The sequence below is a fragment of the Paenibacillus suaedae genome (assembly GCF_032337355.1).
In the GTDB taxonomy this organism is placed as follows: Bacteria; Bacillota; Bacilli; order Paenibacillales; family Paenibacillaceae; genus Paenibacillus_B; species Paenibacillus_B suaedae.
On record NZ_JAVYAA010000001.1, the window covers coordinates 1,688,424 to 1,704,142 of the forward strand.

General features: G+C 47.4%; 17 protein-coding genes. All 17 read left to right on the forward strand.

All coding sequences use genetic code 11. The features are described from left to right. The first annotated feature begins 390 nt into the window (after nt 1–390). The 17 genes from trpE to RQP50_RS07635 all read left to right on the forward strand — a co-directional run bounded on the left by trpE (nt 391) and on the right by RQP50_RS07635 (nt 15,707). Complete coding sequence (trpE, locus tag RQP50_RS07555; RefSeq protein ID WP_315744373.1) at nt 391–2,076, forward strand: anthranilate synthase component I; 1,686 nt, start codon at nt 391–393, stop codon at nt 2,074–2,076. A 34-nt stretch (nt 2,077–2,110) separates the two neighbouring features. Beyond that, nucleotides 2,111–3,133 (forward strand): anthranilate phosphoribosyltransferase, encoded by a 1,023-nt coding sequence (trpD, locus tag RQP50_RS07560; RefSeq protein ID WP_394358367.1) that lies wholly within the window; start codon nt 2,111–2,113, stop codon nt 3,131–3,133. Beyond that, nucleotides 3,123–3,932, forward strand: coding sequence for an indole-3-glycerol phosphate synthase TrpC (gene trpC, locus RQP50_RS07565; RefSeq protein ID WP_315744377.1), 810 nt, complete (start codon nt 3,123–3,125; stop codon nt 3,930–3,932). The genes trpD and trpC overlap by 11 nt, the downstream gene beginning before the upstream one ends. 24 nt (nt 3,933–3,956) lie before the next feature. Continuing rightward, entirely contained in the window at nt 3,957–4,718 is a 762-nt protein-coding gene (locus RQP50_RS07570) for a phosphoribosylanthranilate isomerase (RefSeq protein WP_315744379.1), read from the forward strand. Beyond that, nucleotides 4,705–5,937, forward strand: a complete 1,233-nt coding sequence (gene trpB, locus RQP50_RS07575; protein WP_315744382.1) for a tryptophan synthase subunit beta — start codon at nt 4,705–4,707, stop codon at nt 5,935–5,937. The genes RQP50_RS07570 and trpB overlap by 14 nt, the downstream gene beginning before the upstream one ends. Next, a complete protein-coding gene (gene trpA, locus RQP50_RS07580; RefSeq protein ID WP_315744384.1) occupies nt 5,934–6,761 on the forward strand; it encodes a tryptophan synthase subunit alpha in 828 nt (275 codons plus the stop codon). The genes trpB and trpA overlap by 4 nt, the downstream gene beginning before the upstream one ends. A gap of 43 nt (nt 6,762–6,804) precedes the next feature. Next, a complete protein-coding gene (gene hisC, locus RQP50_RS07585; protein WP_315744386.1) occupies nt 6,805–7,902 on the forward strand; it encodes a histidinol-phosphate transaminase in 1,098 nt (365 codons plus the stop codon). Continuing rightward, nucleotides 7,899–8,993 carry a prephenate dehydrogenase gene (locus tag RQP50_RS07590; protein WP_315744388.1) on the forward strand — a complete coding sequence of 365 codons (1,095 nt, stop codon included), beginning with the start codon at nt 7,899–7,901 and terminating at the stop codon, nt 8,991–8,993. The genes hisC and RQP50_RS07590 overlap by 4 nt, the downstream gene beginning before the upstream one ends. A 381-nt stretch (nt 8,994–9,374) precedes the next feature. Further along, nucleotides 9,375–10,148 (forward strand): prolipoprotein diacylglyceryl transferase, encoded by a 774-nt coding sequence (locus RQP50_RS07595; RefSeq protein ID WP_315744390.1) that lies wholly within the window; start codon nt 9,375–9,377, stop codon nt 10,146–10,148. Between the two features lie 282 nt (nt 10,149–10,430). Beyond that, nucleotides 10,431–11,012 (forward strand): RNA polymerase sigma factor, encoded by a 582-nt coding sequence (locus tag RQP50_RS07600; RefSeq protein ID WP_021254673.1) that lies wholly within the window; start codon nt 10,431–10,433, stop codon nt 11,010–11,012. A 1-nt stretch (nt 11,013) separates the two neighbouring features. Then, entirely contained in the window at nt 11,014–11,610 is a 597-nt protein-coding gene (locus RQP50_RS07605; RefSeq protein ID WP_021254672.1) for an anti-sigma factor family protein, read from the forward strand. Nucleotides 11,611–11,633: 23 nt separating this feature from the next. After that, nucleotides 11,634–12,242, forward strand: coding sequence for a histidine phosphatase family protein (locus tag RQP50_RS07610; RefSeq protein WP_072727966.1), 609 nt, complete (start codon nt 11,634–11,636; stop codon nt 12,240–12,242). A 222-nt stretch (nt 12,243–12,464) separates the two neighbouring features. Next, nucleotides 12,465–13,622, forward strand: a complete 1,158-nt coding sequence (locus RQP50_RS07615) for a hypothetical protein (protein ID WP_072727968.1) — start codon at nt 12,465–12,467, stop codon at nt 13,620–13,622. Between the two features lie 84 nt (nt 13,623–13,706). Further along, entirely contained in the window at nt 13,707–14,213 is a 507-nt protein-coding gene (locus RQP50_RS07620; protein WP_021254669.1) for a gamma carbonic anhydrase family protein, read from the forward strand. 24 nt (nt 14,214–14,237) lie between these two features. Next, nucleotides 14,238–14,417, forward strand: coding sequence for an IDEAL domain-containing protein (locus tag RQP50_RS07625; protein ID WP_021254668.1), 180 nt, complete (start codon nt 14,238–14,240; stop codon nt 14,415–14,417). A gap of 133 nt (nt 14,418–14,550) precedes the next feature. Beyond that, nucleotides 14,551–14,997, forward strand: a complete 447-nt coding sequence (locus tag RQP50_RS07630; RefSeq protein ID WP_072728499.1) for a DUF2487 family protein — start codon at nt 14,551–14,553, stop codon at nt 14,995–14,997. Nucleotides 14,998–15,170: 173 nt separating this feature from the next. Beyond that, the gene (locus tag RQP50_RS07635; protein WP_065290862.1) at nt 15,171–15,707 is read left to right on the forward strand and encodes a ubiquinol-cytochrome c reductase iron-sulfur subunit; all 537 of its coding nucleotides are present in this window, start codon (nt 15,171–15,173) and stop codon (nt 15,705–15,707) included. Nucleotides 15,708–15,719: the final 12 nt, after the last annotated feature.

The window sequence follows — 15,719 nt, forward strand, 5'->3', positions numbered from 1 at the left end:
GTTTGAGATTGAGATGAGTTGAGCTGAGACGAGATAGAATATGGACATCATGTCTATATAGGCTAGCGCCTATTGTATTTGCTGCACATTGATTTATTGCAGCGGCACAATGGGGGGCCTTATATAAGGCGATCCATATCCTCATGAATTGAATTACTCATCCACAATTTCATCGTATACCAACAAGCCTCTGCCTTGCGCAGAGGCTTTTTTTATTCGTACACGTTATTTTTCAGTAGTGCCTTTCATTCGTGATTCGCCTGATTCCGATAAGGCACTGCAACAAGCGTAAACAAGTGAATAAGAAATGGTTGGTAGACGCTCTCGTTCATCACGCGGTATGTAATCGTCGTAACGGCTGCATAACGAAGTTGAAAGGAGTGGAAAGCGATGTATCCCCAATTGGACGAAGTAATCCATCTCGCCCGGCAGTATAATGTCATACCTGTTGCCGAGACGATGATGGCTGATACCGAAACCCCAATTCGATTATTTCAAAGATTGCGCAATGAACCATATGCTTTTTTGTTGGAGAGTGTGGAGGGTGGCGTCCAATGGGCCCGCTATTCCTTCATCGGAACGGATCCATTCCTGCTCCTTCAAGGGAAGAGTGGACGATTGCGGAAAATAGAGCATGGCCATATCACCGAGGTGCGAGAGCGCCCAATCGAGATGATGAAGCACTTGATGCATAAATATAGAAGCCCTGCGCTAGATGGACTTCCTCCAATGACAGGAGGGGCAATTGGCTGCTTCGGCTACGATTTGGTTCAGCAGTATGAACGCCTGCCGCGTCATAAGTACGACACGCTGCAAATGGATGACATCCGATTTATGTTCTGCGATCAACTTGTTGCCTTCGATCATATGAAGCAGCAAATGCAGTTTATTGTGAACATTCATGTGGAACCAGGAAGTTCGGCAGATGTGATACGGCATCGCTACGAGCAAGCGAGAAAGAAACTGCGCAGCCTGCAAATGAAGCTGACAGCACCTCTAGTGAGCAACACCCGACCGGTACAGCAAGCAACAACAGCATCTGCGGCTGAAGAGGTACTGCAGGGGGTTCGATCCTCGGAGACGAAGGAATCATTCGTTGCGAAGGTGAATCGAGCCAAGGAATATATTCGGTCAGGAGATATCTTTCAAGTGGTGCTGTCACAGCGCTTCGAACGGCAGACACAAGCAGACCCGCTTGATGTGTATCGGGTGCTGAGAATGACGAATCCTTCCCCGTATATGTATGTGCTCAAGACAGAGGACGACATGATTGTTGGCACTTCTCCAGAGATGCTTGTGCGTATTAAGGATGAGCGGGTAGAGACGCGGCCGATTGCGGGAACAAGACCACGGGGCGTCACTGCTGAAGCAGATGCAGCGCTGGAAGCAGATCTGATGCAGGATGAGAAAGAGCGGGCCGAGCATGTGATGCTTGTTGATCTCGGGCGGAATGATCTCGGCCGCGTATGCGAGTTCGGCAGCGTGCGCTGTGATACGTACATGAATGTTGAGCGTTATTCCCATGTCATGCATATCGTATCGAACGTTTCTGGCAAGCTTCGCAAGAACAAGGATTTCTTCGATGCCTTCCTCTCCTGCTTGCCAGCAGGTACATTGTCCGGAGCGCCGAAGCTTCGTGCAATGGAGATTATTGCAGAGTTGGAAGAAGAGTCACGTGGGATATATGGGGGCGCTATCGGATATTTAGGATTCAATGGGAATATGGATTCCTGTATTACGATACGTACAATTATTTTCCGAGGAGGCCATGCTTACGTACAGGCAGGTGCTGGTGTTGTATGGGATTCGGTTCCGGAGATGGAATACGAAGAAACGATTAACAAGGCGAAAGCACTGCTGCTGGCGATTCGGATGACAGAAGAGATGTTCAACCGCGAAGGTGACGCTGAAGGGCAAGAGGACAGTGTCAATGAGAGCAAGCTAACGAACGCAGCTGAGGGAAGTGCGGCTGGATACGCGGCATCCTATACTTCAATGATGCCGGCGAACTGGGACTATTATGTCGGAACGGAAGAACGGGCTGCTTCGATCCCGTCGCCGAAGGGAGGAATTTAGGATGACGAGCCAACTTGTAATCGGAAGTGCACTCATGAAGGAGGCGCTTGCTCAAGTGCTGTCAGGGCATCACTTAAGCCGCTCAGAAGCGAGGGATGTAATGGCAGATGTTATGGATGGCCATGCGACTTCGGCTCAGATTGGAGCACTGCTTGCAGGTCTACGTTTGAAGGGGGAGACAGTTGATGAGATTGCGGGCTTTGCTGAAGCGATGCGCAGCCGCGCCCATCAAGTGGTCACTTCGCATGAGCGCCTGCTTGATACATGTGGAACAGGCGGATCGGGCATTCATAAGTTGAATGTCTCCACAGTTGCTGCCATCATCGCCTCATCCGCATCCGTGCGGGTTGCGAAGCATGGCAACCGATCGGCTTCCAGTCGCTCGGGGAGTGCGGATGTACTGGAGGCGCTGGGTGTAAATATTCAGCTGACGAGCGAGGAAGCTGCACAGTGTTTGGAACGAATCGGCATCTGCTTTATGTTCGCGCAAGTCTATCATCCTGCAATGAAACATGCGGCTGCACCACGCAAGGAACTAGGGATACGCACCGTATTCAACATGCTTGGCCCGTTGACGAATCCAGCGGGAGCTGATCGACAAGTCCTTGGGATCTATGATCGCACCAAGACGGGTATTATCGCATCTGTATTACGTGAATTGGGGTTGAAGCGTGCGCTCGTTGTTGCGAGCGAAGATGGATTGGATGAGATCAGCCTGTCGGCACCAACTCAAGTTAGTGAACTGAAAAATGGAGAAGTATTCACATATACCATTACACCGGAAACACTTGGTCTACACACGCAGCCGTTGACTAGTGTGCTGGGTGGAGACGCCGCAACGAACGCGCAAATTATAAGAGGTCTGCTTTGCGGAGAGCAAGGCGCACATCGCGATATTGTTCTTGCAAATGCGGGCGCATGTATTTACGTTGCGGGACAATCGAGCTCCATTGCAGAAGGCGTGCGGATTGCAGCTGATGCAATCGATAATGGGCTGGCGAATCAGAAGCTGGAGCAATGGATCGCAGCAACAGGAGGGCTAGGTCATGTTTCTTGAACGGATTGTACGAACGAAGGAAGAAGAGATACAAGCGCTCAGACGAGTGATGAATCGGAATGAGGCAATTCTAGAGGCAGCAGCGCTCTCACCTTGCCGCTCCTTCATTGGGGCACTTACCGTAAATAAGAACCGTTCGGTTGCCTTGATTGCTGAAGTAAAGAAGGCATCGCCATCCAAAGGGCTGATTCGCGAGCATTTCAATCCCGCAGAGATTGCAGCTGGATATGAGGCGGCAGGTGCTGATGCATTGTCTGTACTTACAGATCGCGTATATTTTCAAGGCGGCAATGACATTCTGCAGCAGGTGCGAGCGCTGACAGAACTGCCGATTTTGCGGAAGGAATTTATTATCGATGAGCTTCAAGTGCTTGAAGCAAGATTGATAGGTGCGGATGCAATCCTGCTGATCGCAGCGATTTTGAGTGACGACCAAATGCAGCATCTGCACGGAACAGCTAGACAACTTGGCATGGACGTTCTCGTGGAAGTCCATAATGAAGTCGAAATGGAGCGTGTAGGCAGAATTGAAGGAATCAAGTTAGTCGGCATCAACAATCGAAACTTGCATACGTTCGAGACCGATATCGAGCAGACCCATCGTATTCGCCATTTGGCTCCGTCAGATTGTATCTTAGTCAGCGAGAGCGGTATCCATCTTCCGGAGCATCTCCGTCGCATGGATGAGCTGCATGTCGATGCGGTGCTGGTAGGGGAACATTTCATGAGACAAGACAATGTAAAGGATGCAGTAGAGCACTTGATGAGCGGTCTTCTAAATTCGAACACTGCTTCGTAAACAGACGTAAGGAGTGAAGAAGATATGGAAGTCGAAGCATCGAAGGAACAAGCGTCATCTACAGCGAGTGCACGTTCATGTGCTGCTCGTGCAACGAAAGTGAAAATATGCGGCCTGACGGATTTCGAGATGACGCGTCGAGTTGTCAAGCTGAGACCAGATCATATTGGATTCGTCTTCGCACCGAGTCGAAGACAGGTGCAGCCGTCTCACGTTAAGCAGTGGCTGTTGAAGCTGAGAGAGGAAGGAGACGCACTTCCAGACCTTGCAGGTGTGTTCGCGAATCCAACTCGTGAAGAGCTGAAGCAAGTGCTGGATGAAGTGCCGCTAACAAGTGTTCAGCTCCATGGGAAAGGCGATACGGCATTGTTGAAATGGATGAAGGATCACTATGATGTTCAAATATGGAGGACGGTTCCTATCATTCGTGATGACGAGCGCCAACCTCGCCAGTCTATAGCAGCAGCTGCGGCGGCATATGAGTTGGATGTCCAATATGCAGATGTTGTCCTGCTAGATACACATTGTCCGATTCAGGGCGGTGGTTCTGGCAAAGTGTTCGACTGGACGGTAATCCCATCTTATGCAGACCAATTGGCTTCATTAAGGCTCCCTCTCTATATTGCTGGCGGATTGTCTGCTGATAATGTCGGTTTAGTTGTGAGAGAGTACGATATAGATGGCGTTGATGTATCGAGTGGTGTTGAAACAAATGGAGTAAAAGATATATCCAAGGTTGAGGAGTTTATCGAAAGGGTGAGGGGAAATGAGCATGGAAAAGAGTAGTGCGACAGCAACAGCAACAGCGACAACGGTTCTACCGGACGAAAAAGGCAGATTCGGACCATTTGGAGGCCGTTTTGTGCCCGAGACATTGATGAGTGCGCTTTTGGAACTGGAAGAGGCTTATCGTACACATGTGAAGGATCCAGAATTTCAAGCAGAATTGATCAAGCTGCTGACTCAGTACTCAGGGCGACCTACTTCACTCTATTATGCAGAGCGGCTTACTGCGAAGCTGGGCGGAGCCAAGATTTATTTGAAGCGTGAGGATTTGAACCACACCGGTGCCCATAAAATCAACAACACCATCGGTCAAGCCTTGTTAGCCAAGCGTATGGGCAAGACGAAGGTGATTGCAGAAACAGGGGCGGGACAGCATGGCGTTGCCACCGCAACAGTAGCAGCGCTGCTGGGCATGGAGTGCAAAGTATTTATGGGTGAAGAGGACATGAAGCGTCAAAGCCTGAATGTGTTCCGTATGAAGCTCCTCGGTGCAGAGGTTGTGCCTGTGATGTCAGGTACAAGAACGTTGAAGGATGCAGGGAATGAAACGCTGCGTTACTGGGTCAGCAATGTGCAGGACACATTCTACATTCTCGGCTCCGTTGTGGGGCCGCATCCGTATCCGATGATTGTGCGGGATTTCCAACGAATTATTGGAGATGAGACACGCAAGCAAATCCTTGAATTAGAAGGACGTTTGCCGAATCTGCTGATCGCTGCTGTTGGCGGAGGGAGCAATTCTATGGGGATGTTCTATCCATTTTTGCAGGATGAGTCGGTTCAACTTCTTGGGGTTGAGGCAGCAGGCAAAGGAATTGATACCCCTTATCATGCGGCTACGATGACACTTGGGACACCAGGGGTATTCCAAGGATCGATGAGCTATCTGCTTCAAGATCAGTTTGGTCAAGTTCAGCCGGCACATTCCATCTCCGCTGGATTGGATTATCCGGGAGTAGGGCCAGAACATGCCTATTTGAAATATTCGGAACGAGCATCGTATGTGCCTATTACAGATGATGAAGCCATGGATGCGCTGCAGCTTCTTACCCGTACAGAAGGCATTATACCCGCATTGGAATCGTCACACGCAATTGCGCAGGCGATCAAATCAGCACCTGGCATGAATAAGGATGATCTAATTGTGATTTGCTTATCAGGCCGTGGGGACAAAGACGTTGCCACCATTATGGAGAGATTGGGGGAGGAACTGCTATGAGTCAGACACTAGCGAGCCGCAATTTACTGGATGATACATTCCGTACTTTACAAGCACAGGGCAAGTCCGCATTGATGCCATTTATAACGCTAGGTGATCCAACCTGTGAAATCACTCTTCGGCTTCTTCTGCAGATGGAGCAAGCCGGTGCAGACATTATTGAACTTGGCATACCGTATTCCGATCCGCTGGCTGACGGTCCGGTTATCGAGCGAGCATCGGCACGCGCGTTGCGCAATCATGTATCGATCGCTGATGGACTGCGCATTGCTGCTCAGGCTAGGAAACAAGGTGCACAAATTCCTTATGTATTGTTTACTTATTATAATCCAGTGCTGCAATTTGGACTGGACAGCTTCTTACACCAGGCTAGGGATGCCGGAATTAGCGGCATAATCATTCCTGATCTACCCTATGAAGAGAGTCATGAAGTCCGTGAAGCTGCTGACCGAATGGGCATTCATCTCATTCCACTCGTTGCGCCGACTTCGGAATCTCGGGTTAGCTCCATTGTGGCAGAAGGAAGAGGCTTTATCTATTGTGTATCCTCGCTTGGCGTTACGGGTGTAAGAGACACTTTCGACTCACAAGTAGATGCGTTTATTGAACTGGTGCGACGCAGTACAGAGCTTCCTATTGCGATCGGATTCGGCATTTCTACAGCAGAGCATGTGAAGCATTTTGCGAAACGCTGCGACGGTGTGATTGTAGGTAGTGCCATTGTAAGGCGCATTGAAGAAGCTCTGCCGCTTCTGGAGCATCCTGATTCATCTGAAGAAGGGATCTTGCAAATTTGTGATTTTGTGCGACAATTAAAACATTAATTTTTTTGCAATGATCTATGTAGATGAGAAAGGTGGTACCCATATGCAGCCGAAGAACAGTGTTGTACACCTGCCTGTATACCAGCCAGGCAAATCTGTTGATGAAGTGAAGCGGGAGCTTGGCTTGGATCGTATTATCAAGCTGGCTTCCAACGAGAATCCGTTCGGATCCTCTGAGCATGCGAAGCAAGCAATATTGAATGAAGTGAATAATACGAGCATTTATCCCGATGGAGCGGCTAGAGCACTGACAGATGCTGTTGCGGCACACTTGAGCGTTGAGCACAATCAATTGATTTTCGGCGCAGGTTCCGATGAAGTTATATTAATGATATGCCGTGCGTACCTGATTCCAGGTGATGAGATTGTCATCGCAGATCAGACGTTTCCTCAATACAAGCATAACGCAGAGATTGAAGGGGCTGTCACAGTAGAGATTCCTTTGAAAGAAGGAGTGCATGATCTGGAAGCAATGCTTGCTGCCGTAAACGAGCGGACGAAGATCGTATGGATCTGCAATCCGAACAATCCGACAGGCACAATTGTAAGTGCGGAAGAATTGGAGCAGTTTGTTGCACAAGTGCCTGCAAATGTCATGGTTGTATTGGATGAAGCTTACTGTGAGTACGTGACAGATCCTTCCTTCCGTGATGGATTAGATCTGGTGCGTCGTTATCCCAATGTCGTGTCCTTGCGCACGTTCTCGAAAATTTATGGACTTGCGTCCCTACGTATCGGATACGGGGTTGGACATGCTGACGTGATCCGTACGATTAATCAAGTGCGTGAACCGTTCAATACGACTCGCTTCGCACAAGCAGCAGCATTGGCTGCCGTTCAAGACCAAGGGTTCATTGAAGATTGCAGACAGAAGAATGCAGCGGGCATTCAATATGTAGAGCAGCAATTTGCGCGTATGAATTTGGAGAGCTTCCCGGCTCACGGCAACTTCATTATGGTTGACGTAGGCTTTTCTGCAATTGAAGTCTTTAACGCGCTCCTGCGTCGTGGCGTTATAGCGCGTGCGGGGCATCATAAATACCCAAATCATTTACGTATTACAATTGGCAGCCAAGAAGAAAATGAGGCAATGATTCAAGCCTTGGAAGAAGCGCTGGCCGAGATTAAGGTGACTTCATGAGAACTAAGATAGCTATATTGGGCGTGGGACTAATCGGAGGCTCCCTCGCCCTCTGTTTCAAAAATAGACCTGGCATGCATGTAGTTGGTTACTCTCCGAGCCCGTCTTCAACAGAGAAGTATGTGCAGCGCGGCGTTGTAGACGAAGCGACGACTTCCTTGCACGAAGCGGTAGAGGATGCGGACTACATATTCGTATGCTGTCCGGTTGGAATGCTGGAATCGATGCTGAGTGATTTGCGGAATTTACCGCTTAAGGCAGGCTGTATCGTAACTGATGTGGGGAGTACCAAGGCTTCGGTCGCACGCTGCGCACGTTCTCTTTCATGGGACGATGTGCATTTTATAGGCGGGCATCCAATGGCAGGCTCGGAGCGTTCAGGGGTTGAAGCGGCAACGACATTGTTGTTCGAAAATGCTTACTACGTGCTCACTCCTGACGATTCGGCGGATGAAGAAGCTTACAGCAGACTTGTATCTCTGCTCCGCTATACGAAAGCACACATTATTCGGATGAATCCAGAGGAACATGATGAAGTGGTTGGCGCAATCAGCCATTTGCCGCATGTAGTGGCTGTAGCATTGGTTAATCAAGTACGATCCTATAATGAGAGCAATGAGCTGTACGAACTGCTCGCTGCCGGCGGGTTCCGGGATATTACCCGCATTGCATCAAGCGATCCAGTCATCTGGAGAGATATTTTGATTAACAATAGGGATGTTGTTCTCCATTTACTTCAGGACTGGAAAACGTCTACGGAACGATTTATTGATATGTTACATCGTCAGGATGGTGAAGGTATTATCCAGCAGTTCACTGTGGCTGGCGAGTTCCGCAGTCGCATGCCGGAACGCCGCAAAGGTGTTATTCAATCGCTTTATGAACTGTACGTGAATGTTCCTGACCATCCGGGTATTATTGGCAGCATTGCGACAGAGTTGGGAAATCATCACATTAACTTGAGCAATGTTCAAATTATTGAAAGTCGTGAAGATGTGCCAGGTGTGCTCCGATTATCGTTCCGGCAGCAGGATGACTGGGATCGTGCGAGGGAGCTGTTAAAATCGAAAGGTTATGAAATATTCATCTAACGGAAAAATTTGTGAATTGAAGAAAATTTTTTACGAAAACCTATTGACGTCATGAAAACGTATACATTATAATAGCAGTACAGTATGGTTTCTCTCCACTCCTATCCAATAGAATTGCACAAGTGTGCAGCCACTCCAATCGGAGTGGTATTTTTTTTGTATTGAAATGGAATTGGCGCTAAGCGTCCTGCGAGCAGTAAGGTATGAACTAAGGATAAACAGCTGGAAAACAGCTTCGTTTAGGTTTTTGACAGGTAGGTGTTCGGCTCTTTATAATTGTGTAAAAGTACCAGTAATGCAGTGGGAGCAGCATCACTGATATAACATGTATGTCTGTCTCAACAAATATGCTTGAATGAAGGGGAAAGGATGAGAGTTGCGATGAAGAATGATCTGCTCCATATTGGCCCAATCACCATATATGGATATGGACTAATGATTGCAATTGGAATTTTTACTGCATATCAAGTATTGGTTAGGCGAGCAGAGAAGAAGCGCATAGAGCGCTCCCATATATCTTCGATTACGCTCTGGGGGCTGCTTGGCGGGTTTATGGGAGCTAAGCTCTTATTTTGGATAACCCAAGGCAATAATCTCATTGATCATCCCGAGATGATATGGGATTTGTCATCGGGGTTCGTCGTCTATGGCGGGATTATTGGAGGCGTGCTTGCAGGCTATGTGTATTGTAAGGTGAAGGGTCTGTCCTTCATGGAGCATCTTGATCTGTTTGTTCCTTCCATTGCCTTGGCACAGGGCTTTGGCAGAATCGGATGCTTTTTGGCAGGGTGCTGCTATGGAGAGGAGACAAATGGATGGTTCGGCATTACGTTTCACGAATCCGAAATCGCGCCTAATGGTGTGAAACTGATTCCTACACAGCTCATGGAAAGTGGATTTAGTTTTGCGCTTTTTTTCCTTCTACTTTATGCAGCGAAGCGCAGTAAAACGGCTGGTGTCATTGCGAGTCTGTATCTGCTGCTCTACAGTCTTGGCCGATTTATCATCGAATTCTACCGTGGTGATATTATTCGTGGAAGTGTCGGCATGCTCTCGACTTCTCAATTTATTTCATTACTCGTAATTGCAATAGCTTGTATCATTTTTGTTAGTATGACTTATCAATCGATGAAACAGCGGAATACGGCGTTGTAAGGCTGGCTTGAATCACTCCTGAGGGGGTGATTTTTTTATGAAATCTGAATCTTAAAAAATTTTTAAGCAATTTTCGACTTTATTATGCTAAAATACGACTTGAAATGATAAAGCTTGAGTGTCATGTTTTCATGGCACAGATCATACCCATAGTACGTATCATTAGGCCTATAGAGGCTTTTATAACATTTTCTCCGATTCGCAACTTTTTTTAACTTCAAGAGTATAACCATTCAGGTAGCGCATCGGGATGGATATGGAAAGCAAGGAGGACTTGAATCCATGACCGATTCCCAAATCATCCGTGAGATCAAGGACGGCAACACAGACTGTTTCGCGGAATTGATGAATCGTTATCAACGCAAATTGCTATCATTTATTTATCATATGTTGAAAAATTCCCAGTTGGAGCTGTTGGCAGAAGATTTGTGTGCAGAGACATTTTACAAGGCATACCGAAGCCTGCATACGTTCAGGGAATCAGATGCCTCTTTCTCGACTTGGCTGTATACGATTGCGCGCAACACCGTGTTAAGCGAACTTCGTAAGCAGAGAAGCATTCAAGTATCACTTGATGAAGAGCAAGGAATCGTTCCGGAAGCGCCGAAGGAAGCGGCGCCTGAATATGCATTGCTGCGGCATGAGAAGGTAGAATTGGTGCGTGAGGCAATCAGCAAGTTGCCTGACAAACAACGCTCCGCTCTCATTCTTCGAGAATACGACCAACTGGACTATCAAGAAATTGCCCAAGTATTAGGGCAAACCGTAAGTTCGGTTAAATCGTTGTTGTTCCGGGCTCGAGCTAGTGTAAAGATCCAGTTAGAACCATACATAAGGGAGCCTGGTCTTGAAGGGATGAACTAACATGAAATGTGCGGAAGCGCTCGAATGGATATCGGATTATGTCGATATGCCTATTGACGATCCGCAACGTGAAGCTATCGATCGACATCTGGAAGGATGCGAAGCGTGTGCGGAGCAGTTCGCAGTATGGTCTGCGAGCATGGATTGGATGGAAGATGAAGTTGAGTTGGAGCTTGATGCGGAACAAGCGAGCAGCTCAGCAGCGAGTCGCGTTATGGATCGCATATATGAGGAACAAGATTGGCTGATGCCTGTACATAGACGTTCTCATGCGTTATCCCTGCGCTCACGTCAAGTGATTGCGGGGATAATCGCTTTTTGTATGGCCATGTTCCTCTGTGCTCTTGTTTTCCTTCTTATTCGCAATGAACAGTCTAATATTCATGCAGTTAGTGGGATACTGCCGACTGCGTTGGCAGGCAGTGATCATTCTGGCCTTGATGCATTTGATATTGAATTGCCGGTTGCAAGCAATGTAAGTGAACCGACAATATTGCGGGTTGTTCCAACGATTCCTCATTATTGGATTGCATTGTCATTGTTTGGGGTGACGTTTGCATTACTGCTGTTGAACTGGTTGACACGAGTGCGTCAATAACGGATGACTAAGAAGGAGTAACAATGAAACAACATATTGGTTTGGTACGCCATGGGTTAACCGATTGGAATGCGCAGGGGAAAATACAAGGACAGACGGATATACCGTTGAATGTAACAGGTCGTGAACAGGCAAGGCTGCTGGCAGAGCGCCTCGTCCAAGAGACTGCACCATTCGATTATGTCATATCCAGCGGATTACAGCGAGCAGAAGAGACTGCATCGATTCTGGCAGATGCACTCCAAATTCCATTACTGTCACCCGCAGAGGGTCTGCGTGAGCGAGCCTATGGTCTCGTAGAAGGCACGACGCCGGAAGAGCGAGAGCAGCGCTGGGGTTCAGGGTGGCGTAAGATGGATCTCGGCCAGGAAAAAGATGAAGAACTTCAGTACCGCGCAGTTCAAACGCTAGAGCATATCGCGAATCAGCATATGGGATCTAATCTCTTAGTAGTCACTCATGGGAGCTGGCTGGCTCAATTGTACATTGCTCTATTTGGAAGCGACAGACAAGGACACATTGGGAACTTATCCTACTCAATATTAGAAAAACGTTCGGAAGGCTGGTATCCGCTGCTCTATAATTGCATGGAGCATATTCGCCATCTGGATCTGACAGCGAAACCGCGATAATGAAAGCTATCATAATAAGCAGTTCGACTTCACGTGAAGTGAAGCGAACTGCTTTTTTGTGTTTGCATGATCAAATGCCTAAGGGCTATGAGGAGAATCTCCCCGTTATATAATATTCGATGTTTTCTACGACAATGTGAATAAATGTGATAAATATTCCAATAATGAGTAATGGACATCGAGGATTCGGCACATTACGTCTGACGGAAACGGAGGTCATGCATGAATTTAGCGGATATGCTCAGTTACGCGGATATTAATCAACTAACTCGAATTGCTCAGCGTTATGGGTGCGTCTGCAATGAACATTCCAAGCACGAGCTGATTCAGTCCATTCTGTCAGTGTTAGGCAGAAGGGATGTGTTCGAACAGCATGTGAACGAGATGACGCTTGAAGAGCTTAGGTTCCTTAACTCCATTTTGTTTGATAAGCGTGCTTCATTTAGCTTGGAGGAATTGATCGCTCGAGTGCAGCAGACAAAGTTCGATTTAGAACATGCTGGTGCTGAACAGCAGGCGGTGACGTCAATGCCGCATCCACGTGAAACGATATCTAAATTTAAGCATAGTGGATGGCTGTTCAATGGCTGCTCGCATCAAACCAAGTATTTGTTCCAAGTGCCGAGCGATTTGAAGATGAGATTAATTGATGTACTCAGGCAGTCATTCGCGATGCATTTGACAGAAACGGATACCCCTTCCTCTTATCGGGATGAAGATGGAAGAATGGCGGAGGACGTGTTACAGCTTCTGAAATTCATCGTGGACGGAAATGTATTGCTGAATGCGGAAGGTGTTATGTACAAAAAAACGCAGCAGCAGCTTCTCGATTACTTTGGCGTACAAGAAGCCCCTATTGCCCGTGGTGAATGGAGATTTGGATACGGGAGAAGATTCCATGATTATCCGAACCGTATGTCGCTTTTATATGACTACGCCTTTTATCAAGGGTGGCTGGAGGAGGGCGATGGACGGTTAAGCTGTACACCGAAGGGGATTGAGCGTATTGCTAACGGGGGGATAGAGTCGTCTGCTTCGTTGTATCGATTTTGGTTGAAGCTGTACAAGAATGCGATTCCGAATTTGTTATCCATCGTGCATTGGATTCAGTTATGTACCAAGCAGTGGACAACGTTAGATTCCTTGGAGCGGGCTCTACTCCCGTTCGTGCGGCCATTCTTCTTTGATTCGTCACAGGCCGTATTCAGACAGCGAATTATTATGATGCTGGTTCATCTAGGCGTCATTCGATTCGGTGAAGATGAGCAGTATGGTTCGGTCATACAGACGACTCGCAGAGGGCAGCTTATTATTGATAGTGTTTATGTCGCGCATGAGGACAAAATTCAGCTAGATGTTGACAAGAAGCATTCTCATTGATACGATGGGTCCAAAAATTTCCTATGCCTAGTGAATTTGCAGCTAGAGCGATGTGGGAATGGTCGATCGGGAGGATGTTATCGAATGTACATACCTTATCAAGGCATATTGCCAGTTGTTGATGCTTCCGTATATGTGGCAGAAGGCGCTAAGCTGATTGGAGACGTGACGATTGGCGCTGAATCCAGTGTGTGGTTCAATGCGGTGCTTCGTGGAGACATGGCACCCATACGGATTGGCAAGCGAGCGAATATCCAGGATGGTGTTATCGGACATGTGAATGCCAATCAGCCGCTAATCGTTGAAGATGATGTATCGGTAGGCCACGGTGCAATTATACATGGCTGCCGGATAGGCAACGGTACATTGATTGGCATGGGGGCTATTGTACTGAACGGCGCTGACATTGGTGAATATGCTTTAATAGGAGCAGGTTCTGTCGTAACAGAAAATAAAAAAGTACCGGCCTATACTCTTTCTCTAGGTTCACCCGCAAAAGTCATACGCGAACTGACAGATGAAGATGTAGAGCGAATGAAACGGACAACTCAGAACTATGTGGTGAAAGGAAAGGAATATAGGATCTCTTAATCGTGTTGGTTGGAGGTGTATCCTATGGATAAAATGAAGGTATCGTATGAGGCGATGTTAAGTTTAACAGCGGAGATGATATGGGACGATGCCATACGGAAATACCGTACGGAAAAAATATATGAACAAATCGACAAAGCACTCGCAACAGGGGATGAATCCTCGTTCCGAACCTTGACGGACGAATTGAAAACATTGCAGTAGCTTCTAAGAACTTGTCCAAAAGGATGCCTTACAAATCGTTATGAATGAAGAGCGCAATTTTGCGGTTCTTCATTTTTTTGTTCATTTCAGTATAATGGGGAGTAATGACAAGGAAAAAGATGGGGGAGACGTCGTGAAATTCAGTGAACTGACCGAAGAACAATGGGAAGAATGGGGGCCGTATCTGGACACGTGCATATTGCCAGTTACAGGGCTGAACGGGACTGAATCCCCAGTCGAAGCTGGGTATCGTCTGGAGAAGCTGCGCGACTGGCTGGATGGCATTGAGATACCTTTCCGAGGAAGAACGGTAACCTATCCTGCATACCATTTCGTATCTGAGCAGCTTGATGATGATGAGCTGAGGCTATTGAATGGATTGTGCACCAGACTCCGACGCCAGGGATTTGCGTATATTGTCGTCGTATCGGCACAACTGCCGCTTACTTCAGACAAGCTTCCGGCCGCGGATTTAGTCATTACTCCAGCTGAGCTGATGGAAGAAGAGGCTGGGCAAGTACGTTCTGCGATGAAGATATGTGTGCAAAATATGTGGAGCGTCACACAAACTCAAGGATAAATGTGACAATATTCAAACATTTTACATAAGAAAAAGGTTCATTCTGGTAATTATATTGGTAAATTCTTGACGCTTTCATAGTGCTGGGATATTATAGTGATGTCCTAGTTAGAATGTGATTATCGTCATAGCAAGCTCTCAGAACGGTTGTGTAAAGGGGGGTTAGACAGTATATGAGTAAACCGCAGAATAACGAGCATCCACCTCAAAAGCCGCGAAAAGAAATGTCCCGTCGACAATTTCTTACATACACGCTGGGTGGGGCAAGTGCATTCATGTTTGTTGGTCCTACTCTGCCGATGGTCCGGTTTGCAGTTGATCCGTTGCTTCAGAAGAAGTCAGAAGGCGATTACATTAAGGTTGCTGAATTGAGCAAGATTTCAGAATCTCCTACTGAATTTACCTTCGAAATCAAGCAAGTCGATGGCTGGTATGAGAGTACTCCAACGCTCACGGCATGGATAAGCAAGGATAAGGAAGGCAATATATTTGCATTGTCTCCGGTGTGTAAGCACTTAGGATGTACGGTTGACTGGAATAAGAATCCGGCATACAAGGATCAATATTTCTGCCCGTGCCATGGTGCGCACTATACGAAAGAAGGCAAGCAGTTAGCAGTTGCTCGTGCACCGCTCGACGAATACAAAGTGCAGGTTAAGGATGGCTTTGTATATTTGGGCGATATCATTGCGAACCAACACGTGCAATAACGAGGAGGCGTA